Genomic DNA, 21,322 nt, shown 5'->3' with positions numbered 1-21,322 from the left:
CAGGCGCCGTTTTTATGGTACAATTAGAACAGTGAGGTGTCGTTATGAACAGTTTTATCGGGAAAGTAAAGCAGCTGGTATCAGCAGATGCGTTTTTATATATCGGGATCGGTTTGGCAGCGATCATTGTCATTACTTTGATCATGATGATGATTCGCAGCAAAAAAGCGAAGCGGCAGCTGGAAGAACTGGAACAGCGTTATCATACGTTAAAAGGCGTGCCGTTGGCTTTTAAGGTGAATAAAGCGGTGGCTTTGTCAAGAGTGAATACGATGATGGCGGAACGGGTGGACGCCTGTAAGAATGATTTTGACGAAGTACAGGAGCAGTTAAAGCAGTGTTCGATCGCTCTAGCGGAAAGCGATGACTTTTTATACGTGCGCAAGATCAAGGCGGCAAGCAGACGCATGGAAGAGTTGAGCGCGCTGTTAGATGGCTGTGAAATCAATGTGCAGCGGGTCAATGAATTGCTGGACGGCGTCTTGGAGCAGGAAAATGCGCAGCGTGAACAGATCAATGTGCTGAAGGAGCAGTTTCGCAATCTGAAAAAGGTCATTACGGAAAACCACGGCGCTTTCCATCAAAGCAGCGAGTACATGGAAAATGAAGTGCTGTCGATCGAAAAGATGTTCTCTTTGTTTGAGGAATGGATGTTCGCTTCTGAATTTACCAAAGCAGGCGAGCAGCAGGAAGAGATCGCAAAATCCATCGCGCACTTGGAAGCGCTGAAGAATCAGCTGCCGAAGCTCTATGAAATCGCTAAGGGCGTATTGCCAAGAGCGATCGATGAAGTAAACTATAATTATGCCCAAGCAAAAAATCAGGGCGTTTATCTGGAACATTTGGAAGTGAAGAAAAACCTGGAGATCGTTACCGATATGCTGAAGGATGATCTGAATCAGCTTCGCTGCGGCAATTTAGAAAGCGTACAGGAGCATCTGAATGAAAGCCAGCGGCGGCTGGTGCAGATCCAAGAGCAGATCACCAAAGAAGCAAATGCGTATCGGCAGGTGCAAAGCGACAAACAGATGTTATTCGAGGAAATTCGTGAGGTCAATCGCGATATCGAAACGATCGATCAGCTGTATGAGCGGGTATCTTCGCGCTTTGGCTTTGAGAACTGGGCGCAGCGTTTAGAAGAAATCAAGGAGAAACTGACGGAGATCAATCGTACCAGAGGAAAACTGGAGGAAGTGCTGGAAGAAGCGGGCGTTCCTTATACGACGATCCTGCTCTCATTACAGGAATTAGATACGAGCGTACACGCTTTTCATGAAGAGGTCGCTTCCTTAAAAGGAAAGCTGGAGAATGCGTGCAGCGATGAAGAACGGGCGAAGAAACAGCTGATCAAGATGCAGTTGATCCTGAATGAGATCCAAGTCAAGATGACGCGGCACCGCTTACCGGTCGTGGATGCACAGTTTGATCAGAATCTGGCGAAGGCAAAGCGAATGATGAACGATGTACGCTGTATTTTGGATTCTATCCCGCTTGATGTGAAAAATCTTAACGTGCAGCTGCGTTCGACCATTGATTTCGTCTATACCCTTTACAACAGTGTGAATAAACTGGTAGGGATGGCGAAGATGGTGGAAAATGCAATCGTTTTCGGCAATAAATATCGTTCTACGTATCCGGAGATCGACTCGGAATTAACCAGAGCGGAATTATGCTTTAGAAACGGCGAATATACGAAAGCATTGAAAATCAGCATTCAGGCGATCGAAAAGATCCATCCGGGTGCTTATGAAAAACTGATAAACCGTCAAAGTGAAACGCCAGTCACATTAGAGGAATAGAAAAGGTGATGAAAGATGATTTATCTGGATTATGCTGCAACAACGCCTCTGCATGAAGAAGTGTTAGAGGGTTATTACAAAGTTTTGAAGCAGTATTATGGGAACAGCGATTCCCTGCATGAGATCGGCAGAAAAGCCGATCGGTTAATGAAGCAAAGCCGCATGCAAGTGGCTTCTTCTTTATGTGTAAAGGAAACCGAGATCTTTTTTACTTCGTGTGCCAGTGAATCGAATAATATGGCGATCAAAGGCTATGCGTTTGCCAATGCACATAAAGGAAAACATTTGATCACGACGGCGGTGGAGCATTCCAGCGTACTGGAAACGATGAAACAGCTGGAAGAAGTGTTTGGATTTTCGATCACTTATCTGCCGGTCAGCGAGGATGGAGTGGTACGGTTAAGTGATTTAGCAGCGGCGGTAAGGGAAGATACGATACTGGTTTCCTGCATGTATATCAACAATGAAACCGGTGCGATCAATCCGATCAAGGAACTGGCTGCCTACGTTCATACGCATACGAAGGCGGTGTTTCATTGTGATTGTGTGCAGGCATTGGGAAAATATGAGTTGCCGTTGCAGGATGTCGATATGGCGACGATGTCCGCCCATAAGATTTACGGATTAAAAGGGTGCGGCCTGCTTTATAAACGTGAGCATCTGCCGATCATCGCTTTGATCAGCGCCGGGCAGCAGGAACAGCATTTGCGCGGCGGTACCAGCAATGCACCGGCTTATACGATGTGGGCCAAGACGATTCGTTTGGCGCTGGATCATCAGCGGGAGCATTTCGCCTATGTGAAAACGCTGCATGAGATGCTTTATGAGGCATTTTCAAATATGGAGGGCTTTGTCATCAACTCACCGCAAAACGGATCAGTTTATATCTTAAATGTATCCTGTGAACAGATCGGCAGTGAGATCATGTTGAATGCGCTCAATGCGCGCGGCTTTGCGGTATCGGCGCAAAGCACCTGTGCCTCAAAAGGGAAGCCGCATTCTTATGTGCTGGCGGCGATGGGACTTGGCGAGCTGCGTGCAACCCATGCGATCCGCATCTCGCTGTCGCATTTGACGACAATAGCGGAAATCGAACAGTTTTTGCAAGTGATAAAGGAGATCTATCATGAATACAGAACTTAATAAACCGGTTTATGACCATATCTTGGTTCGTTATGGAGAATTGACGACCAAAGGCAAAAACCGCAAGGATTTTATCAATCGGCTCGTGCACAATATGCGCAATGCACTGTGGGAGTTTGATCGGCTGGAATATGAGAAAACACATGATCGTTTGTATATCCATCTGCATGAAAGTGATCATGAGGCGGTATGTGAGCGGATCCGCCATGTTTTCGGTATCCGTTCCTTTTCGTTGGCAATGAAGGTGCCGAGTACGATTGAGGATATTCGTGCCGCATGCCTGCAGATCGCCAATGCCAGCGACAAGGAAACCTTCAAAGTAGCGGCGCGGCGCAGCGATAAGCAGTTTTCTTATATTTCCGATGAGATCAACCGCATCGTGGCAGGCGATATCTTAAAAACCGATCGCTGGAAGGTCGATGTCAAAAATCCACAGCTGAAAATCACGATCGAAGTGCATCAAGGCTTTGCCTGCATCATGACCGATGTGATGCTTGGAGCAGGCGGCTATCCGGTTGGGATCGGTGGGAAAGCGATGGTCATGCTCAGCGGCGGCATCGATTCACCGGTCGCAGCCTATCTGACGATGAAAAGAGGCATTGCGATCGAGTGCATTCACTATGCTTCACCGCCTTATACCTCTCAAAGGGCACAGGAAAAGGTGGAAGAACTGGCAAGACTGCTTGCGCATTATCAGGGACATATCACCTTGCATATCGTTCCATTTACCGATCTGCAATTGGCGATTTATGAGCACGGTGATGAAAGCTATGCGATCACGCTGATGCGGCGCATGATGTATCGTATCGCTGCTAAGCTTGCGCAAAAGCAGCACGCTTTGGCAATCGTCAATGGGGAAAGCATCGGGCAGGTCGCTTCGCAGACGTTAGAGAGCATGAATGTGATCAATTCCGTGGTAACGATGCCGGTGATCCGTCCGGTAGCGGCACTGGATAAATTAGAGATCATTGAGATCGCAAAGCAGATCGATACCTATGAAACAAGTATCCAGCCTTTTGAGGACTGCTGTACGATCTTTACGCCGAAAAATCCGGTAACGAAGCCGACCGCCGTTAAATGTGAAAAGCTGGAAAGCCGTTTCGATTGGGAAAAACTGGTCGATGCGTGTGTCGAAAACACCAAAGTCGTACAGATCTATCCGGCTAAACAGCTGGAAGAAGCGGATTTATTTTAGTGAGGCACCTTTGTGCCTTTTCTTTTGTATAAGAAGATGCTTTCTGCTCATATTAAGAGCAGAGGTGATAAACAGATGAAAAAAACAAATGGACAAAACCGGCAAACACATAATCCGCTCTATCAGGAAAAACAGATTCAGGAAAACCTGTTTCAGTATGAGATGGGCATTGAATTGGGGGCGGATCTGGAAGCGGATAAGATCAAGCATCGCAAGATCTATGAAGAAAAACGGCGACAGATCGATCATCATAAGCCGAACCAGTAACCTAGTGAAGCAGCTATGAGAAAAGGCTTTGGACGCATAAGGGCAGATTATTTGCTTTTATCCGGCGGAAGAAGCTTTTTTTCTGTCAATGCAAAGAAATCTATGATAAGATAGGCAAAGAGCAGGGAGGCGATGAAGATGCTGCTATGTCCGATCTGTCAAACAGAGCTGAGAAGAACAGAGAAACAAATGAAATGTGAAAACGGGCACAGTTTTGATCTGGCAAGGCAAGGCTATGTCAATTTAATGATCAATGGAAAAAAGAGCAGTGGAGATGATCGGGATATGGTCAAAAGCCGGCACTTGTTTTTGGAAGAAGGCTTTTATGCCCCGCTGCGCGATCATGTAAGCAATTTGATCGCTTCCCGAAAACCGCAGGTACTGGTGGACGCGGGATGTGGTGAAGGCTATTATACCAAGGTATGTGCGCAGCATGCGAGGGAAGCGTATGGATTTGATTTATCCAAGGCTGCTTTGAAGCTCGCTGCCGCAAACGATGCGAAAACGCATTATGCGATCGCTTCATTGGCGCATTTGCCTTTGGCGGATGAAAGCGTCGATGTCTTGCTCAGCGTATTTGCCCCTTTTGATGAAGCGGAGTTTCAGCGGGTGCTGAAAGCAGATGGTCTGCTCATTCAGGTGCAGCCGGGACCATATCATTTATATGAATTAAAACAGATCTTATATGAGCGCGTACAGCTGCATGAGCCGACTGTTCATAGCCGATCATTTGATGTTGTAAAAGCAGAAACGCTGACTTATCCGATGGAGATCCATGATCCACAGCATTTGCAGGCGCTGTTTCAAATGACGCCTTACTATTGGAAATCACCGAAAGAAAGCCGATCGCGTTTACAAGCGCAGAGCGTGCTGCAGGTGCGCGCTTCCTTTCATATCGTCTGTTATCGAAAGCAGGTGAAAAAATGAAACGAGTATTGGTCATCAACAGCATGGTCGCTCATTCGCATGTCGGCATTACGGCACAGCTTCCGGTATTTACACAGGCAGGCATTGAAGCGACCGTTTTGCCATGCGGCCTTTTTTCCGCCAATCTCGCTTTTCCACAAACCGCCGTGTCAGATGCTTCCCAGTGGTTGATTGCCGCGCTGAAACAGTATGAAAGGATGGCGGTTTCATTTGATGGGATCTGTATCGGGATGCTGGGAAAAAAAGAAGTCATTTTCTCACTGCTTCCTTATCTGCACTTACATGCTTCTGCCATAAAAGTCATTGATCCGGTCTTTGCCGACCACGGTGTTTACTATCGCGGATTTGATGAAACATATGTGCAGGCGCTCTCGCAGCTCATTCCTTATTTTGACGTCATGACCCCGAATATGAGCGAGGCCTGCTTCTTAATGGGAGAAAACCCGAAGGAGCTTTTTGCATGGCAGACATTGTTAAAGAAAATGGCAGGGCGTTTTCAAATACAAGTTGTCATTACCGGCGTGCAGCTTGATGAGGATCAAAGCCATCTTTATATCTTATACGGTGATGAGAAACAGGCACAGACGATCAAGATCCCAAAAGAACAGGATTATTGCGGCGCCGGCGATGTGTTCAGCGCGCTGCTCTGCAGGGAACTAATAGAAGGGAAAAGGATGGGGGAAGCCGTTGCTTCCGCTGTTTTCACACTGCAAGGCTTATTTGCGGACGCTTTGAAAAAGCATCGTGACCCGCTCATGGGTTTGCCTTTATATGAAAAAGCCCCCTTTCCCGATGAGGGGTGAATTTCCAAACAAATTGTTTCCAGTACTGCGATAATTTGTTATAATCTTAATAGTTGCATAAAGGAAAGAGTAGGAAGGTGAAGAATATGCCGTTTGAATCATTAACAGGACGCTTAAATCAGGCGTTTAAGAATATTACCGGCAGAGGGAAACTGACAGAAAAAAATATGAACGATATGCTGAAAGAAGTGCGTATGTCGCTTTTGGAAGCAGATGTCAATTACAATGTCGTAAAGGATTTTATCAGCAACATTAAAGTAAAGGCGCTGGGTACAGAGGTCATGAATTCTTTGAATCCGGGGCAGATGGTCGTGAAGATCGTACATGATGAGATCGTTGCTTTACTAGGAACAAGCGAAGAAGCGATCCGCTATCGTGAGCATGGCATTACCACTGTGATGATGGTCGGTTTGCAGGGTACCGGTAAAACGACGGCGGCGGCTAAGATCGCCAATGTCATGGTAAAAAAACAAAACCGTAAACCGCTGTTAGTGGCATGTGATGTCGTACGTCCGGCAGCCATCGAACAGTTAAAGACGCTGGGAGATTCCATCGGCGTAGAAGTCTTTACGCTCGGCGTAGAAACAAAAGCGCTGGAAACCGCACAAAAAGGTTATGCATATGCACTGGAAAACGGCTATGATACGGTGCTGTTTGATACGGCGGGCCGTTTGCATATCGATGATGAACTGATGCAGGAATTAGCTGATATCAAAGCGGCGATCCATCCGGATGAGATCTTATTGACGGTGGATGCGATGACCGGTCAGGATATCGTAAACGTCGCACAGAGCTTTCATGAACTGCTCGATGTGAGCGGTCTGGTATTAACGAAACTGGATGGCGATGCCAGAGGCGGCGGCATCTTATCCGTACGTGCGATCACACAGGTACCGGTAAAATTTGTCGGTCTTGGAGAGAAAATCGATGATCTCGATATCTTCTATCCGCAGCGCATGGCCGATCGTATTTTAGGCATGGGCGATATCATGACACTGGTGGAACAGGCCCAGGAAAAGATGGATCTGGAAGCCGGTGAGAAAAGCGCCAAGCGCATGATGAGCGGACAGTTTACTTTAGAAGATATGCTGGAACAATTCCGTCAGATCAAGCGCATGGGTTCTTTAGGCGGCATGATGAAACTGATTCCGGGCATGGGACAGATCGCCAGTCAGATGAATGAAGCAAAGACCGAAAATGAGATGAAGCATATGGAAGCGATCATTTTGAGCATGACGCTGGAAGAACGCCGTGATCCGAGCATTTTAAGAGCATCGCGTAAGAACCGTATTGCCAAGGGAGCCGGTGTTAAAGTCGTAGAAGTCAATCAGATGTTAAATAAATATGAAAAGATGAAGCAGATGATGAAGCAGGTATCGGCAATGGCCAAAGGCGGTAAAATGCCGAATATGGGCGCGCTCAAAGGCGGCAGTAAGTTCAAAGGATTCGGCCGGGGCAGACGTGGATTTTAAGAGCAGATGAAAGTCTGTTCTTTTTTCGCAGATGATCGCTTTCATCTCATCTTTATAAAAAGAAAAAGTGTTAAGTAAAAATACTTGACACGATAGAAGTTTGTGTTATAATGAGCGCTGTACGTATGGTACTAATATTGAAATCAGGAGGTAAAATAGATGGCAGTAAAATTAAGATTAAAAAGAATGGGCTCGAAAGGGAAGCCTTATTATCGTGTAGTGGCGGCGGATTCTCGTTCTCCTCGCGATGGCCGTATCATTGAAACAGTGGGAAACTATAACCCGACCAAAAATCCGGCAGAAGTGCATATCGATGCGGAACTGGCAATGAAATGGCTGAGAAACGGCGCACAGCCGACGGATACGGTTCGCAGCATTCTTTCTAAAGAGGGAATCATGAAGAGATTCCATGAAGAAAAAACAGCGAAGTAATTAGGTATGAATTACGAAAAAATCGTTTTGGATTTAGTAACGCCGATCGTAGACGATAAGCAAAGTGTGTCGGTGAAGCTGATGCCGACGCTGGACGAACGGGAAGTTTTGCTTTATATTTATGCAAATAGTGAAGATGTTGCCAGACTGATCGGGCGCAAGGGAATCATGGCAAATGCACTGCGTCAAATGATGTCCGTTGCATCCCGTAAAGAAGATAAACGAATCACGATCAAGTTTGAATCGTACTAAGAGTGCAGCAGCACTCTTTTTTAACCGAGAAATGAGGGAAAGACATGCAATATATCAAAGTAGGTGTGATCTGCGCAACCCATGGCTTAAAGGGAGAATTGTCGATCAAAGAATTAACGGCATTCGGCGAGGAACGCTTTAAGAAAGGCGCGAAGCTGTATATAAGAACCAATCGGGAATATGTGCCGCTACAAGTTGCTTCCATGCGCCGTCATAAAGGGCGTCTGCTTGTTTCCTTTGCGGGATATGCGGATATCAATCTGGTAGAGGGATGGAAAAAAGCGCTCCTTTATATCAAAGAAGAGGATGTTGCACCGTTATCGGAAGATGAAGCGTACTACTGGCAGCTCAAGGAATGCAAGGTCTATGATGAAGCGGGCGCAGTCGGGGAAGTCAAAGAACTGATCGAAACCGGCGCACAGGTCGTATTGCGTATCCGCTTTGAGGAGGAAGAACTGCTGGTGCCTTTTGTAAAAGTCTTTTTTCCGAAAATCGATATTCCATCACGCAAGCTGTATTTGAAACGGATGGAGGGACTGTCATGAAGATTACGATCCTGACATTGTTCCCGGAATTCTTTGATTCTTTTCAAACCACCTCGATCATCAAACGGGCACTGGAACAAGAACTGGTAGAGATCGAATGTGTCAATTTTCGCGATTATACGCTGGATAAGCATCGCAAGGTCGATGATACGCCATGTGGCGGCGGACAGGGCATGGTGCTTTCTCCGCAGCCGATCGTAGACGCGCTGCGTGCGATCAAGGGCGATCACAGTCATGTGGTGCTGCTTTCTCCACAGGGACAAACCTTTCAACAGCCGATCGCGCATCGTTTTGCATCATTAGAACATCTGGTTTTGATCTGCGGTCATTATGAGGGATTTGATGAGCGGATCCGTGATTATGTCGATGAAGAAATTTCCCTCGGCGACTTTGTGCTGACCGGTGGAGAAGGCGCGGCCTTGGTCATTGCCGATGCGGTGATCAGATTGCTGGATGATGTCATCCGTCAAGATTCTCATGAAGATGATTCCTTTGAAAACGGGTTGTTGGAGTATCCGCAATATACCAGACCGATCGAATTTGACGGCAAGCGCGTTCCTGAAGTGTTATTGTCGGGTCATCATGAAAATATCCGCAAATGGCGATTGTATCAGTCTTTGAAGCGCACCTATCTAAAACGCCCCGATCTGTTAGAGGGACGTGTGTGCAACGATGAAGAGGAGATGCTGCTTAGGAAGATCAAAACGGATGAGATTGATGAATAAGACGAAGTTTCTTGTGGCGATCGAGAATAAAGACTTTGTGATAACAGTTTGAAAAAAGCATGGTTTCAGGAAGAAATCGAATAAAAGGATTGACATTGCAAGACAGAAGTGCTAACATATAAAAGCCTATTGGCACGCAGGTTCCGCTGGCCTACGCGGTTAAGAGCCGAAAGCGTATAGACTAGAAGAAAAGGAGAACGTCATTATGAATTTGAACTTAGTAAATGAAATAACAAAATCACAGTTGAAGCAAGACGTACCTGCAATCCGTCCGGGCGACACAGTAAAGGTACATGTAAAGATCAAGGAAGGGGATAAGTCCCGTATTCAGGTATTCGAAGGCTTGGTCATCGTAAAACAGGGCGGTGGAATCAATGAATCCATCATCGTGCGTAAGATTTCCAATCAGATCGGTGTAGAACGTACTTTCCCGATTCATTCACCGATCATCGATAAGATCGAAGTGATCCGCCACGGTAAGGTAAGAAGAAACAAACTGTTCTATCTGCGCAACCGTTCGGGGAAAGCAGCGCGTATCAAAGAAATTCGCAAATAAGAAGCCGGGATATTCCGGCTTTTTATCTTATGGAGGGAAGAACATGGAAAGAAAAGATCAGGAAATAAATGCACGGAAACAGGATGCGATCACTGATTCAAAAACAGAACCAAAAACAGCACCAAAAACAGCACTGCGTGATGTATCTTCAAAGCGTTTCTATAACGAAGTGATCGGCTGGGGGAAGATCATCATCTGCGCGCTCGCCCTTGCTTTTCTATGCAGCCATTTTATTATTTTGCCGATTCAGGTGGATGGCAACAGTATGTATCCGACGCTGGAGGACGGTGAGTTTGGATTGTCTTATGTATTCAAACGGCGTTTTTTGGAAGTGGAGCGCGGTGATATCGTCGTAGTCAAATATGCGCCGGATGATGAATACTGGGTCAAACGGGTGATCGGTTTGCCGAATGAAACGATTTCCTGCAAAGACGATACGATCTATATTGATGGAAAAGCGCTGGATGAACCATATCTGGATGCGGACTATGTGGCACGCATAAGAGCTGCGCAAGGTTATTTTACCGATGATTTTGAAGAAGTTGCACTTGGTGAAGATGAATACTTTTTGATGGGTGATAACCGCAGCGCTTCTTTTGATTCTCGTATGGTGGATGAGATGTTTACATTGGAGGACATTCGTTCCGCAAGCGGTTTCATTTTATTTCCGTTTGACAAAATGAAATCTATGGAGTAATTTTATATCAAAATCATGTATAATGAAATCAGAAAGAAGCAAGGGAGTGAACGAGCATGCGCAAGATGAAAAAAGAAGATCTGCTGTTAGAAGTGCTTTCTTATATGCGTTTGATCATCGTTTGTCTGATCGTGGCTTTTTTATTGAAGACCCTTGTACTGAAACCGGTGCATGTAAAAGGCGATTCTATGTATCCGACCTTGCAGGATGATGATATCGGCTTGTCAAATGTATTTTCGATGTTGAGCGGCGGTATTCAGCGCTTTGATGTCGTTGTGGTAAAGGATCACACGACCGGCAACCTGATCGTAAAGCGCGTGATCGGCTTGCCTAATGAACGAGTGGAATATCGCGAAGGAAAACTGTATATCGATGATCAGTATGTGGAAGAGCCGTTTTTGGATGAAGCCTATATGAAAGAGGCAACGAAGGAACAGCCGTATTTTACTGCGGATGTGGCGCCGGTCGTATTGGGCGATGATGAATATTTTGTCGTCGGGGATAATCGCGTCAATTCTTTGGATTCGCGGGCAACCGGGCCTTACAAGGAAAGTGAAATCGTCAGTAAGGATGTGTACGTGCTGTATCCGTTCTCACGTTTTCATCTGGTCATGAACGGCAGTTAAAGACAGATAAAGTCCTATGGCGCCATTTGGTTGAGCAGTAGGACTTTTATTGTTTGATTTATTGTTAGAAGAAAGTAAAGAAAGAAAAAACGATGCATGCTTGTAAAATAGAGGGAGAAATGGTGATTATCAATTATGAACAATGTATAAATTCAGTTCAATGAAAAAACAGGTTCTCATTGTAATAAAAGAATTGTAAACAGTGTCATGCAAGACATTGCTGTAGTAAAGGAAGTGATTGATAAATGAGCAGTGATAAAAGTTTTACATCTTCTGTGATAAATTGGTTTCCCGGTCATATGACAAAAGCCAAGCGGGCGATGGAGGAAAAGCTGAAGGTCGTGGATATGGTAATTGAACTGCGGGATGCCAGAGTTCCCCATGCATCTGCCAATCCGCTTCTTTCCGCTCTGATCGGCAATAAGCCGCGTCTGGTGATCTTATCAAAAGCGGATAAGGCCGATCCTGCTGCTACGAAGCAGTGGGTACAAAAATTGAGTAGTGAAAATGTCCGGGTATTGGCATTTCACTTACAGCAGGATGCGTTAATGAAACCGATCGTGTCCGCATGCAAAGAATTGATGAAAGATAAGATCGAACGACAGATCCGCAGAGGGATCAAGCCGCGGGCGATTCGGGTCATGGTTGCAGGCATTCCCAATGTCGGCAAGTCTACTTTGATCAATCGACTGGCAAACAAGAAGATTGCACAGACCGGAGATCGGCCGGGCGTTACCAAAGCGCTGCAATGGGTAAAAGTCGGAAAAGAGCTGGAATTGTTAGATACGCCGGGGGTATTATGGCCGAAGTTTGAAGATGCGCAGGTCGGCTTTGTCTTAGGCATTACCGGAGCGATCAATGACAATGTACTGCCGATGGAAGAATTAGCGGTTTATGCGCTCCGCTATTTGAAGCAGCATTATCCACATCTTTTGCAGGAACGCTATGGAATCGGTGAAGAACTGGATGATCCGTATCAGATGCTTATCGTGATTGCAAAGCAGCGGGGCTTTTTATTGAAAAATGAGGAAATGGATGAAAAGCGCACTGTAGAAACATTGATGCGGGAAATTCGTGATGAAAAGATCGGCATGATCAGTTGGGAGAGCAGCGATGGAAACAGCGAATCAGTATGAGAAGACATGGTGGGGAAATGGAAAAAGGCGCATCGTCGGCATTGATGAAGCGGGACGAGGACCGATTGCAGGACCGCTTGTGGTAGCCGGGGTCATTTTTCCGGTCGGTTATCATCATGAAGCGATCTATGATTCTAAAAAAGTAAGTGAGAAGAAACGGGAGGCGCTTTATGAAGTGATCTTGCACGATGCGCTTGCCTATCATATCGAAATCGTCGATCCGGAAACGATCGATCGCAAGAATATTTATCGGGCGACACAGGATGCGATGCAGCACATTACAGAGATACTTGCCTGTGATGGGGTATTGACTGATGCGATGCCGTTGCCGGCTTGTGAAAAAGATGTTTTGGCAATCGTGAAAGGTGATCAGCAAAGTGTCAGCATCGCCGCTGCCAGCATTTTAGCCAAAGTAACAAGAGATCGCATCATGTATGCTTATGATGAGCAGTATCCTCAATATGGCTTTGCGAAGCATAAAGGATATCCGACCAAAGCGCATCTGGAAGCACTTCGGCAATACGGTGTACTTGACTTTTACCGGCATAGCTATGGACCGGTTGCCAAAATGGATCAGCTGCAGATGGATCTTGCTTTTGATGATTAGGATTTTAGCAGCAGATTGCGTAAAGGAATGCCAGGGTGATGTAAATGGCATTAAGAGAACAGTTGATTGCCTATGCGATGAAATACCAAGGCGAATATGGGAAGATTCAAAAAGCGATCGAACGGGAGGAACGATGGGAGAAGTGTGAGGTGGACTGTGATGTGATTACGATCTTGGATGATGCCTATCCACGTCAATTACATCGGCTGACGGATCCGCCTTTTGTTTTATTCTATATCGGTGATCCGCACCTGCTGAAAGAGCGTTCCGCTGCCATCGTAGGCAGCAGGAAGGCATGTGATTATGGCGTGAAATGTACGGAAATGATCGTTTCCGCATTAAAGGAGCGTTATGTGATCGTATCCGGGATGGCGATGGGAATTGATCGCATTGCCCATCTTCATGCGACGCATACGATTGCGGTCTTGGGTTGTGGGACTGCTTATTGTTACCCGTTGGTAAATCGTGATCTGTATGCACATTTGAAAAAACAGCAGCTGGTAATCAGTGAATATCCGCCTTTTACCAAGCCGCTGGCGCATCATTTTCCAAGGCGCAATCGCATCATCGCCGCTTTAAGCGATTGCTTGATCGTTACCCAGGCAACAATGAAAAGCGGTACGATGCATACGGTCAATGTGGCATTGGATCTGGGGATGTCGGTTTATTGTGTGCCTTATCCGTTTGCATCTGAGGCAGGCGCCGGCTGTAATTGGCTGATCTTGCAGGGAGCGACACCGCTGATCACGCCGGAAGAAGTGAAAAAACTATAAATTCATTTGACAAAGTCAGAAAAATGATAATAATAAGGAATGGTACATGAGCAAGTGAGGAGGAACTGCCATGAGCAAATTAGTAATCGTAGAATCACCGTCTAAATCGAAGACGATCGAAAAATATTTGGGGAGCGATTATCAGGTAATGTCCAGCAAAGGACATATTCGCGATCTGGCGACCAGTGGAAAAGGCGGATTGGGAATTGATATCGAGCATGAATTTACACCGAATTATAAAGTGAGTCCCGATAAAAAAGAAGTTGTAAAAGAATTGAAGAAATATGCGAAGAAAGCAGATCAGGTTTATCTGGCAAGCGACCCGGACCGCGAAGGAGAAGCGATTGCTTGGCATTTGGCCAGCGAGTTGGGGTTGGACATGGAGGATGACAACCGCATCGTATTTCATGAAATTACGAAACCGGCGATCTTAGAGGCGTTGCGGCATCCAAGAAAAGTCGATCAGGATCTGGTAAAATCACAGGAAGCGCGCCGCATGGTCGATCGTATCATCGGTTTTAAGCTTTCTAAATTGTTGCAAAGCAAGATCCGCTCAAAATCGGCAGGACGTGTGCAGTCGGTGGCGCTGCGCTTGATCGTGGAGCGGGAAAATGAGATCCGCGCCTTCAAAAGCGAAGAATACTGGACGCTGCATGCAAATGTGCAGAAAGCGGAAGGAGCTTTTTCGGCAACCTTAGCCAAAGTGGATGGTAAAAAGGCGAAACTGCCTGATGAAGCCGCATGCAATGCTATTATCGAGCGCTGCCATGAGGCATTTGTCGTTGCTTCGTTAGAAAGCAAGATCAGAAAAAAGGAAGCGAAAATGCCGTTTATCACTTCTACTTTACAGCAGGAGGCCAGCACCAAGCTGGGATTTGGGGCCAAGAAGACGATGACGATCGCGCAGAAGCTGTACGAGGGAATTGCTTTGGGAGGAACAAGCGAAGGTTTGATCACCTATATGCGTAGTGATTCGACTCGTTTGAGCGAAGGCTTTGTGAAAGATAGTTTTGCTTATATCGAGCATACGTTTGGCAAATCTTATGTCGGCAGACTGCGTCAGAAAAACAACAGCAATGCACAGGATGCGCATGAGGCGATCCGTCCGACCGATATTACGCGGCATCCGGATACGATCAAACAATATTTGACAAGTGACGAGTATAAGCTGTATCGTCTGATCTATCTTCGCACCCTTGCTTCCTTGATGGCGGCTGCACAGGTAAATGTCATCAGTGCAACGATCAGCAACAACGGCTGTGATTTCAACGCCAGTGGATCGACGATCGTTTTCGATGGTTATCTGAAGACCTATCGGGAATATGAGCAGATCAAAGATGAAGTGCTGCCGCCGCTTTGCGAACAGGAAGTGCTGGAACAGGTGAAGCTGGAAGGCAAGCAGCATTTTACCGAACCGCCTTTGCGTTATTCCGAAGCCCGCTTGATCAAAGAACTGGAAGAAAAAGGGATCGGCCGTCCTTCGACTTATGCCTCGATCATCGACACGCTGCAGGCACGTAACTATGCGACGCTGGAAAAAAGCAGCGAGGGCAGTCGTACAAAAGTATTTGTGCCGACCGAGCAGGGCGAATTGACCGATGCAAAGCTGCAGGAGTTTTTCAGTTCCATTATCAATGTGATGTATACGGCCAATATGGAAAGCGAGCTGGATGAGATAGCCAGCGGGGAAGTGGATCGATTGGCGGTATTACAAAAATTCTATGATGCCTTTATGCCGCTTTTAGATCGTGCATATGAGCAGATGGAAAAGAAAGAGCTGGAGCGTACCGGAGAATTATGTCCGGAGTGCGGAGGCGAGTTGGTTTATCGCGAAGGGCGTTATGGTAAATTCGTATCTTGTATCAATTTTCCGACCTGCCGCTATACCAAAAGCGAACAGGAGCAAAGCGAAGAGATCTGTCCGAACTGCGGTGCACCGATGGTAATGAAAAAGGGGCGTTACGGCAGCTTTTTGGCTTGCAGCAACTATCCGGAATGTAAGACGATCAAAAGCACCAAAAGCAAAGCCGCGCCGAAGCCGATCGGTGAAATGTGTCCGGAGTGCGGCAGCGCTTTGGTAGAACGCACCTCCCGCTATGGCACAAAATTTATCGGCTGTAGCAACTACCCGAAATGCCGTTACATCAAAAAAGATGAAAAAGTGAAAACAGGAAGATCGAGAAAGGCAGGGAAGCAGGATGCAAAGCGTTAATGTGATCGGTGCCGGCTTAGCTGGCAGCGAAGCGGCTTGGCAGTTAGCCAAACGCGGGATCCATGTCAATTTATATGAAATGCGTCCGGTCAAGATGACGCCCGCACATAAAAGCGAACACTTTGCGGAATTGGTTTGTTCCAACAGCCTGCGCTCCAACGCTTTAAGCAATGCGGTCGGTGTTTTGAAAGAGGAAATGCGGCGATTGGATTCGCTGATCATGAAAATGGCGGATACGCATCAGGTGCCGGCGGGCAGTGCACTAGCCGTAGATCGGGTGAGCTTTTCGCAAAGTGTCAGCGATGTCCTGCGCAATCATCCCAATATTACCGTCATTCATGAAGAAGTCAAAACGATCTTAGAAGGACCGACGATCATTGCGAGCGGACCGCTTACCAGCGATGCCCTTTCTTCATCTATTCAAGAATTGTTGAAAGAGGATACGTTTTATTTCTATGATGCGGCGGCGCCGATCATTGAAAAAGACAGCATCGATTTTACCAAAGCCTATTATAAATCCCGCTATGACAAAGGCGAAGCGAGCTATATCAACTGTCCGATGAATGAAGAAGAATTTCACGCATTCTATGATAAGCTCATTCATGCGGAGGTGGTGTCGCTCAAGCATTTTGAAGATGAAAAGTATTTTGAGGGCTGTATGCCTTTTGAAGAAATGGCACGGCGAGGGAAGAAGACGCTGTTATTTGGTCCGATGAAGCCGGTCGGTTTGGAAAAACCGGATGGCACCCGTCCTTATGCGGTGGTACAGCTGCGCCAGGATGATGCGGCTGCCTCCTTATATAATATCGTTGGTTTTCAAACCCATCTTACTTGGCCTGCCCAGCGGGAAGTGCTGCGGATGATCCCCGGGCTGGAACAGTGCAATATCGTTCGATACGGGGTCATGCATCGCAATACATATATTTGTTCGCCGCTTGTATTGAAGCCGACTTATCAGTTCAAGGGACGTGAGGATCTATTCTTCTGCGGACAGATGTGCGGAGTGGAAGGATATGTGGAGAGTGCCGCCAGCGGTCTTTATGCGGCGATCAATATGGCGCAGATCTTACAGGGGAAAGAACCCTTTGTTTTACCGCCGACCTGCATGATGGGAGCAATGGCGCATTATATCACCTCTGCTCATCCGAAATATTTTCAGCCGATGAATGCGAATTTCGGGATCATGCGTTTGGAAAAAGAAGTGAAGAAGAAAGAGCGCAAGGAAGCCTATGCAATGCAGGCGCTTGCCGTGATCGAGCAGTTTAAGGATGAATGCGAAAGCAACTGATGCGATGGAGCGCTTCTTAAAGCACTGCTACCAAGCCAATACCGGTTCTTCCCACACGCTTGACGCTTATCGGCGAGATCTGTCATCCTATTTCCGCTTTTTGGAAAAAGAGGGCTATCACGATCTGCATGAACCTGACCGCAATACGGTCATGGAGTATATTGCCTATTTGCGAGATCGTCCCGAAACTGGAAAAGAAATCAAAGCGACGACCATTGCCCGCCATCTTTCCGCACTTCGTTCTTTTTATCGCTATTTGAATGAATATGGCGAAGTTTCCGTCAATCCGTTTCTTTATCTGAAAGCGCCTAAGAAAGCAAAACGGATCCCTGAATTTCTGTTTTTAGATGAAATGGAATTGTTTTTAGACAGCTTTGATGAACAAAAGGATGCGGATATTCGCAATCGTGCCATGTTTGAACTCATGTACGCATGCGGTTTGCGGGTCAGCGAAGTGATCTCTTTGCGGCTCGATGCGATCGATTTCGATCATCAGCTGGTACGGATAACCGGTAAAGGCGACAAGCAGCGCATCGTTCCGTTTTATGATCTGGCAAAGACAAAACTGCTTCGCTATCTGCATGAGGTGCGGGTGAAGTGGATGGGCGCCGATACGCATGAGATCGTCTTTATCAATCAGCGTGGCAAACCATTGACCAGCCGCGGCGTACAATATCTCATGGATGCGCATGCACGCAAGATCGGCATGAATATGCATTTGCATCCGCATATGTTTCGCCACAGCTTTGCGACACATCTTTTAGACAATGGCGCTGATTTGCGCGTCGTTCAGGAATTGCTCGGGCACAGCTCGCTTTCCACGACACAAATTTATGTCCACGTATCTGCCGGACGTTTACAATCCACTTATGAAAGCGCCCATCCGCGCGCGAAGCAATAAACCTGCTTTAGAATAGCTATCTTTCGAAAACAGGAATGATTGGGTCCTGTTGAAAGATGAAATTCGATCAGCAGGTTTTTTATGGCATGTGCCGCACAAGCTTACTGTGCTATAATAAGAAAAAAAGGAATATTCGTATGAGGCGATGAGAAAGGGAGGCGGCTATCAATGAGGACACTGTATGTATCGGATCTAGACGGTACGCTTTTACATAATGATGAAACGCTGTCAGATGATACCAAGGCTCTGCTGCATGCTTTGCAAGAAAATGGTGGTGTGTTTGCCTATGCGACGGCGCGCTCTTATCATACGGCACAAAAAGTTACCGCCGGTTTGTCATGTACGTTTGCGATCGTGTATAACGGCGCTTTTGTGATCGACTGCCGAAGCGGGAAGCGAGTGATCGAACATTTTTTCAGTGAAGATGCTTGTGCGGATCTGAAAAGACTATTGACGCAGTATCGGATAGAACCGATTTGTTATGCCTGCCATGGCGACCAAGAGTTCTATTCTTATCATCCCGCTCTTATCAATGACGCAACTAGGTCATTTCTCGATACGCGAAAAGGCGATGTGCGCGATCATCCGGTTGCATCTTCGCAAGATCTTTTCAGCGGTTCACTGTTTTATGTGACGATGATCGGCGATGATAGACTGGCAGATCTATATGAGCGCTTAAAAGCGGATCCACGTTTCCATGTCGTTTATCAAAAGGATCATTACAGCGATGCGATGTGGCTGGAGGTGATGAGCGCCCAAGCGGGGAAAGGGGAAGCGATCAAGGCATGCCGCAAGCTGATGGGGATTACCGAAGTCATTTGCTTTGGCGACAGTCTAAATGATCTTTCTTTGTTTGCGGCAAGTGATTATGCCTGTGCCATGGGCAATGCCTTGGAGGCGGTAAAAAAGCAGGCAGATGAGGTCATCCTCAGCAATGAGGAAGATGGGGTGGCGAAATGGATCATGGTGCATATGCAGCGGCAGAAGGACTGGTTTACGGTGCGGCAGTTAGAGAAAAATACGTGGTGTATCAGTGAACCGAAGCATTATGAAAATCCACACAGTTATCTGCTGGTTGGAGAAAAACGGGCGCTGCTCATCGACTGCGGACTTGGGGTCGGCGAATTATCGCAGGTAGTTTCTAAGCTTTGCGATGTGCCGATCGTCGTTACTTTGACCCATGCGCACTGGGATCATATGGGTGCTTACGGCGACTTTGATGAACGACTGCTCTATCATGACGAAGCGTCGTGGCTCAAGCATTATCCACTTTCATCAGAAGCGATCAAAGAGCAGCTGACTAAAGAACCATGTGATTATCCCGCCGCGTTTCATTTAGAAAACTATGCGATCTATCAGGGAGAAGCAGATCATTTGTTGCAAGATGGTGAAATCATCGATTTAGGCAATCGCCGTATTCAGGTCATCCATACACCGGGTCATTCGCCGGGACATGTCTGTTATTATGAGGCGACGCGCCAAACGCTTTACAGCGGCGATCTGATCTATCTTGGAAAGCTGGATATGTTTTATCCGACAACGGATCCGCATGCGTTTGCTTCATCGATCAAAAAACTTGCTGCATTCGATGTCAAGACCATTCGTCCCGGTCATAATACATTGCGTATATCCCCGGATGTGATTGGAAAGATCGACGCTGCTTTCGAACAGTTAAAAGCGAGAGGTGTTTGCGTACAAGGCAGCGGCATCTATGATTTCGGCGACTTTCAGCTGCATTTATAAGCGAACTCTTGTTTTCAAAGAAGTTTCCTATGTTTTTTGAAGTCTTGACAAAACAGGATCAAACACATCGCTCCCACAGCGACAAATCCATCAAAAAAGCCCAAAACATCTGATTTTATCATTGTAATTGCCGTTTTTTTGTGATATTATCTTATACGGTGCAAAAGCACACTTCACACACCATGGATTCATCGGCCCGTGCTTCAAATTATTTGAGGTTGCTGATGTCAGAAGTGGTGGAGGTACAACGGAAATGGAGGAAATTATAAAATGACAGTTGTTTCAATGAAGAAATTATTAGAAGCAGGTGTTCATTTCGGACACCAGACACGTCGCTGGAATCCGAAGATGAAACCGAACATTTATGCTTCAAGAAATGGTGTTTACATCATTAACCTGGAAAAGACACAGGAACAGATCGAAGTAGCGTACAACGCGATGAAGACGATCGCAGAAAACGGCGGAAAAGTATTGTTTGTCGGTACGAAAAAACAGGCACAGGGCGTTGTCGTGGAAGAAGCGCTGCGTTCCGGATCTTTCTATGTAAATCAAAGATGGCTGGGCGGTCTGCTTACGAACTACCGCACGATCCAGAAACGGGTGCGCCGTCTGATCGAAATCGAAGAGATGGAAGCAAACGGTACGCTGGAAATTTATCCGAAGAAAGAAATCGCACAGATCCGCAAGCAGAAAGCACGCTTGGAAAACTTCTTAGGCGGTATCAAAGAAATGAAGAAACTGCCGGATGCGGTATTTGTCGTAGATCCAAAAGAAGAACACAACGCGGTAGCGGAAGCGAAGAAATTGGGTATTCCGGTATTTGCGATGGTAGATACAAACTGTGATCCGGAAGTAGTAGATTATCCGATCGCATCTAACGATGATGCGTTACGTTCGGTAAAACTGATCATCACGCTGATGGCGGATGCCATCGTTGAGGCAAAAGGCGGCTTGCTGAGCGTTGCGCACGACATCGATGAAAATGAAGCAGATGTAACGATGAAAGACGTTATCATCAATGTGGAAGAACAGATTGCGGAAAATGAAAGACGTCGTCGTCAGCGCAATGAAGAACGCCGCAACCGTCGTCCTTATGACAAGAACCGCCGTCCGAAAGCGCCGTTTACGAAACGAGAAAACAACGCTGAAGCGGTGAAGAGCGAAGCGACGGAAACAGCCGAAGAAGTAAAAGAAACGGCAGAAACTGCTGAATAATCAGGAGG

General features: G+C 46.5%; 22 protein-coding genes. All 22 read left to right on the top strand.

The annotated features are described in order from the left end of the window. Positions 1-44 precede the first annotated feature (44 nt). The 22 genes from C1712_RS03805 (at position 45) to rpsB (ending at position 21,314) form a co-directional block, all read left to right on the top strand. The gene (locus tag C1712_RS03805) at positions 45-1,799 is read left to right on the top strand and encodes a septation ring formation regulator EzrA (RefSeq protein ID WP_102266944.1); all 1,755 of its coding nucleotides are present in this window, start codon (positions 45-47) and stop codon (positions 1,797-1,799) included. A gap of 15 nt (positions 1,800-1,814) precedes the next feature. Beyond that, the gene (locus tag C1712_RS03800) at positions 1,815-2,942 is read left to right on the top strand and encodes a cysteine desulfurase family protein (RefSeq protein ID WP_102266942.1); all 1,128 of its coding nucleotides are present in this window, start codon (positions 1,815-1,817) and stop codon (positions 2,940-2,942) included. After that, complete coding sequence (gene thiI, locus C1712_RS03795; protein ID WP_102266940.1) at positions 2,926-4,137, top strand: tRNA uracil 4-sulfurtransferase ThiI; 1,212 nt, start codon at positions 2,926-2,928, stop codon at positions 4,135-4,137. The genes C1712_RS03800 and thiI overlap by 17 nt, the downstream gene beginning before the upstream one ends. A gap of 75 nt (positions 4,138-4,212) precedes the next feature. Next, positions 4,213-4,404, top strand: coding sequence for a hypothetical protein (locus C1712_RS03790; RefSeq protein WP_102266938.1), 192 nt, complete (start codon positions 4,213-4,215; stop codon positions 4,402-4,404). 132 nt (positions 4,405-4,536) lie between these two features. Continuing rightward, positions 4,537-5,331: a putative RNA methyltransferase gene (locus C1712_RS03785; RefSeq protein ID WP_102266936.1), complete on the top strand. Its 795-nt coding sequence runs from the start codon at positions 4,537-4,539 to the stop codon at positions 5,329-5,331. After that, entirely contained in the window at positions 5,328-6,134 is an 807-nt protein-coding gene (locus C1712_RS03780; RefSeq protein WP_102266934.1) for a PfkB family carbohydrate kinase, read from the top strand. Before C1712_RS03785 ends, C1712_RS03780 begins: the two co-directional genes overlap by 4 nt. An 86-nt stretch (positions 6,135-6,220) precedes the next feature. Continuing rightward, the gene (gene ffh, locus C1712_RS03775; RefSeq protein WP_102266932.1) at positions 6,221-7,606 is read left to right on the top strand and encodes a signal recognition particle protein; all 1,386 of its coding nucleotides are present in this window, start codon (positions 6,221-6,223) and stop codon (positions 7,604-7,606) included. A 159-nt stretch (positions 7,607-7,765) separates the two neighbouring features. Beyond that, the gene (gene rpsP, locus C1712_RS03770) at positions 7,766-8,038 is read left to right on the top strand and encodes a 30S ribosomal protein S16 (protein WP_102266930.1); all 273 of its coding nucleotides are present in this window, start codon (positions 7,766-7,768) and stop codon (positions 8,036-8,038) included. Positions 8,039-8,044: 6 nt separating this feature from the next. Continuing rightward, positions 8,045-8,290, top strand: coding sequence for a KH domain-containing protein (locus tag C1712_RS03765; protein ID WP_102266928.1), 246 nt, complete (start codon positions 8,045-8,047; stop codon positions 8,288-8,290). Positions 8,291-8,334: 44 nt separating this feature from the next. Continuing rightward, positions 8,335-8,835, top strand: a complete 501-nt coding sequence (rimM, locus tag C1712_RS03760; RefSeq protein ID WP_102266926.1) for a ribosome maturation factor RimM — start codon at positions 8,335-8,337, stop codon at positions 8,833-8,835. Continuing rightward, on the top strand, positions 8,832-9,560 hold the full coding sequence (trmD, locus tag C1712_RS03755) for a tRNA (guanosine(37)-N1)-methyltransferase TrmD (RefSeq protein ID WP_102266924.1): 729 nt from the start codon (positions 8,832-8,834) through the stop codon (positions 9,558-9,560). The genes rimM and trmD overlap by 4 nt, the downstream gene beginning before the upstream one ends. 205 nt (positions 9,561-9,765) lie before the next feature. Then, entirely contained in the window at positions 9,766-10,116 is a 351-nt protein-coding gene (gene rplS, locus C1712_RS03750; protein ID WP_102266922.1) for a 50S ribosomal protein L19, read from the top strand. 43 nt (positions 10,117-10,159) lie between these two features. Beyond that, on the top strand, positions 10,160-10,813 hold the full coding sequence (gene lepB / locus C1712_RS03745; protein ID WP_102266920.1) for a signal peptidase I: 654 nt from the start codon (positions 10,160-10,162) through the stop codon (positions 10,811-10,813). Between the two features lie 56 nt (positions 10,814-10,869). Then, positions 10,870-11,439 carry a signal peptidase I gene (gene lepB, locus C1712_RS03740; protein WP_102266918.1) on the top strand — a complete coding sequence of 190 codons (570 nt, stop codon included), beginning with the start codon at positions 10,870-10,872 and terminating at the stop codon, positions 11,437-11,439. Between the two features lie 245 nt (positions 11,440-11,684). Further along, positions 11,685-12,575 (top strand): ribosome biogenesis GTPase YlqF, encoded by an 891-nt coding sequence (gene ylqF / locus C1712_RS03735; protein WP_102266916.1) that lies wholly within the window; start codon positions 11,685-11,687, stop codon positions 12,573-12,575. Continuing rightward, positions 12,553-13,182, top strand: coding sequence for a ribonuclease HII (locus C1712_RS03730; protein ID WP_102266914.1), 630 nt, complete (start codon positions 12,553-12,555; stop codon positions 13,180-13,182). The genes ylqF and C1712_RS03730 overlap by 23 nt, the downstream gene beginning before the upstream one ends. Before the next feature lie 44 nt (positions 13,183-13,226). Continuing rightward, positions 13,227-13,955 (top strand): DNA-processing protein DprA, encoded by a 729-nt coding sequence (gene dprA / locus C1712_RS03725; RefSeq protein ID WP_102266912.1) that lies wholly within the window; start codon positions 13,227-13,229, stop codon positions 13,953-13,955. Between the two features lie 70 nt (positions 13,956-14,025). Then, positions 14,026-16,167 carry a type I DNA topoisomerase gene (gene topA / locus C1712_RS03720; protein WP_102266910.1) on the top strand — a complete coding sequence of 714 codons (2,142 nt, stop codon included), beginning with the start codon at positions 14,026-14,028 and terminating at the stop codon, positions 16,165-16,167. Further along, complete coding sequence (gene trmFO, locus C1712_RS03715) at positions 16,154-17,455, top strand: methylenetetrahydrofolate--tRNA-(uracil(54)-C(5))-methyltransferase (FADH(2)-oxidizing) TrmFO (protein ID WP_102266908.1); 1,302 nt, start codon at positions 16,154-16,156, stop codon at positions 17,453-17,455. Before topA ends, trmFO begins: the two co-directional genes overlap by 14 nt. Then, positions 17,436-18,356 carry a tyrosine recombinase XerC gene (gene xerC, locus C1712_RS03710; protein ID WP_102266906.1) on the top strand — a complete coding sequence of 307 codons (921 nt, stop codon included), beginning with the start codon at positions 17,436-17,438 and terminating at the stop codon, positions 18,354-18,356. Before trmFO ends, xerC begins: the two co-directional genes overlap by 20 nt. Positions 18,357-18,524: 168 nt before the next feature. Then, on the top strand, positions 18,525-20,099 hold the full coding sequence (locus tag C1712_RS03705) for an HAD-IIB family hydrolase (RefSeq protein ID WP_102266904.1): 1,575 nt from the start codon (positions 18,525-18,527) through the stop codon (positions 20,097-20,099). Between the two features lie 270 nt (positions 20,100-20,369). Further along, positions 20,370-21,314, top strand: a complete 945-nt coding sequence (gene rpsB / locus C1712_RS03700) for a 30S ribosomal protein S2 (protein WP_102266902.1) — start codon at positions 20,370-20,372, stop codon at positions 21,312-21,314. Positions 21,315-21,322: the final 8 nt, after the last annotated feature.

The sequence above is a fragment of the Massilicoli timonensis genome (genome assembly GCF_900199515.1).
Taxonomy (GTDB): domain Bacteria; phylum Bacillota_I; class Bacilli_A; order Erysipelotrichales; family Erysipelotrichaceae; genus Massilicoli; species Massilicoli timonensis.
This window is presented reverse-complemented; position numbering and strand designations above follow the sequence as displayed.

Coding starts and splice junctions, on each gene's coding strand:
- ffh (WP_102266932.1), top strand. CDS start 6,221: ATGCCGTTTGAATCATTAACAGGACGCTTAAATCAGGCGTTTAAGAAT.
- lepB (WP_102266920.1), top strand. CDS start 10,160: ATGGAAAGAAAAGATCAGGAAATAAATGCACGGAAACAGGATGCGATC.
- lepB (WP_102266918.1), top strand. CDS start 10,870: ATGCGCAAGATGAAAAAAGAAGATCTGCTGTTAGAAGTGCTTTCTTAT.
- C1712_RS03730 (WP_102266914.1), top strand. CDS start 12,553: ATGGAAACAGCGAATCAGTATGAGAAGACATGGTGGGGAAATGGAAAA.
- C1712_RS03765 (WP_102266928.1), top strand. CDS start 8,045: ATGAATTACGAAAAAATCGTTTTGGATTTAGTAACGCCGATCGTAGAC.
- C1712_RS03785 (WP_102266936.1), top strand. CDS start 4,537: ATGAAGATGCTGCTATGTCCGATCTGTCAAACAGAGCTGAGAAGAACA.
- C1712_RS03800 (WP_102266942.1), top strand. CDS start 1,815: ATGATTTATCTGGATTATGCTGCAACAACGCCTCTGCATGAAGAAGTG.
- trmFO (WP_102266908.1), top strand. CDS start 16,154: ATGCAAAGCGTTAATGTGATCGGTGCCGGCTTAGCTGGCAGCGAAGCG.
- rpsP (WP_102266930.1), top strand. CDS start 7,766: ATGGCAGTAAAATTAAGATTAAAAAGAATGGGCTCGAAAGGGAAGCCT.
- rimM (WP_102266926.1), top strand. CDS start 8,335: ATGCAATATATCAAAGTAGGTGTGATCTGCGCAACCCATGGCTTAAAG.
- thiI (WP_102266940.1), top strand. CDS start 2,926: ATGAATACAGAACTTAATAAACCGGTTTATGACCATATCTTGGTTCGT.
- C1712_RS03790 (WP_102266938.1), top strand. CDS start 4,213: ATGAAAAAAACAAATGGACAAAACCGGCAAACACATAATCCGCTCTAT.
- rpsB (WP_102266902.1), top strand. CDS start 20,370: ATGACAGTTGTTTCAATGAAGAAATTATTAGAAGCAGGTGTTCATTTC.
- xerC (WP_102266906.1), top strand. CDS start 17,436: ATGAATGCGAAAGCAACTGATGCGATGGAGCGCTTCTTAAAGCACTGC.
- rplS (WP_102266922.1), top strand. CDS start 9,766: ATGAATTTGAACTTAGTAAATGAAATAACAAAATCACAGTTGAAGCAA.
- C1712_RS03805 (WP_102266944.1), top strand. CDS start 45: ATGAACAGTTTTATCGGGAAAGTAAAGCAGCTGGTATCAGCAGATGCG.
- C1712_RS03705 (WP_102266904.1), top strand. CDS start 18,525: ATGAGGACACTGTATGTATCGGATCTAGACGGTACGCTTTTACATAAT.
- trmD (WP_102266924.1), top strand. CDS start 8,832: ATGAAGATTACGATCCTGACATTGTTCCCGGAATTCTTTGATTCTTTT.
- C1712_RS03780 (WP_102266934.1), top strand. CDS start 5,328: ATGAAACGAGTATTGGTCATCAACAGCATGGTCGCTCATTCGCATGTC.
- ylqF (WP_102266916.1), top strand. CDS start 11,685: ATGAGCAGTGATAAAAGTTTTACATCTTCTGTGATAAATTGGTTTCCC.
- topA (WP_102266910.1), top strand. CDS start 14,026: ATGAGCAAATTAGTAATCGTAGAATCACCGTCTAAATCGAAGACGATC.
- dprA (WP_102266912.1), top strand. CDS start 13,227: ATGGCATTAAGAGAACAGTTGATTGCCTATGCGATGAAATACCAAGGC.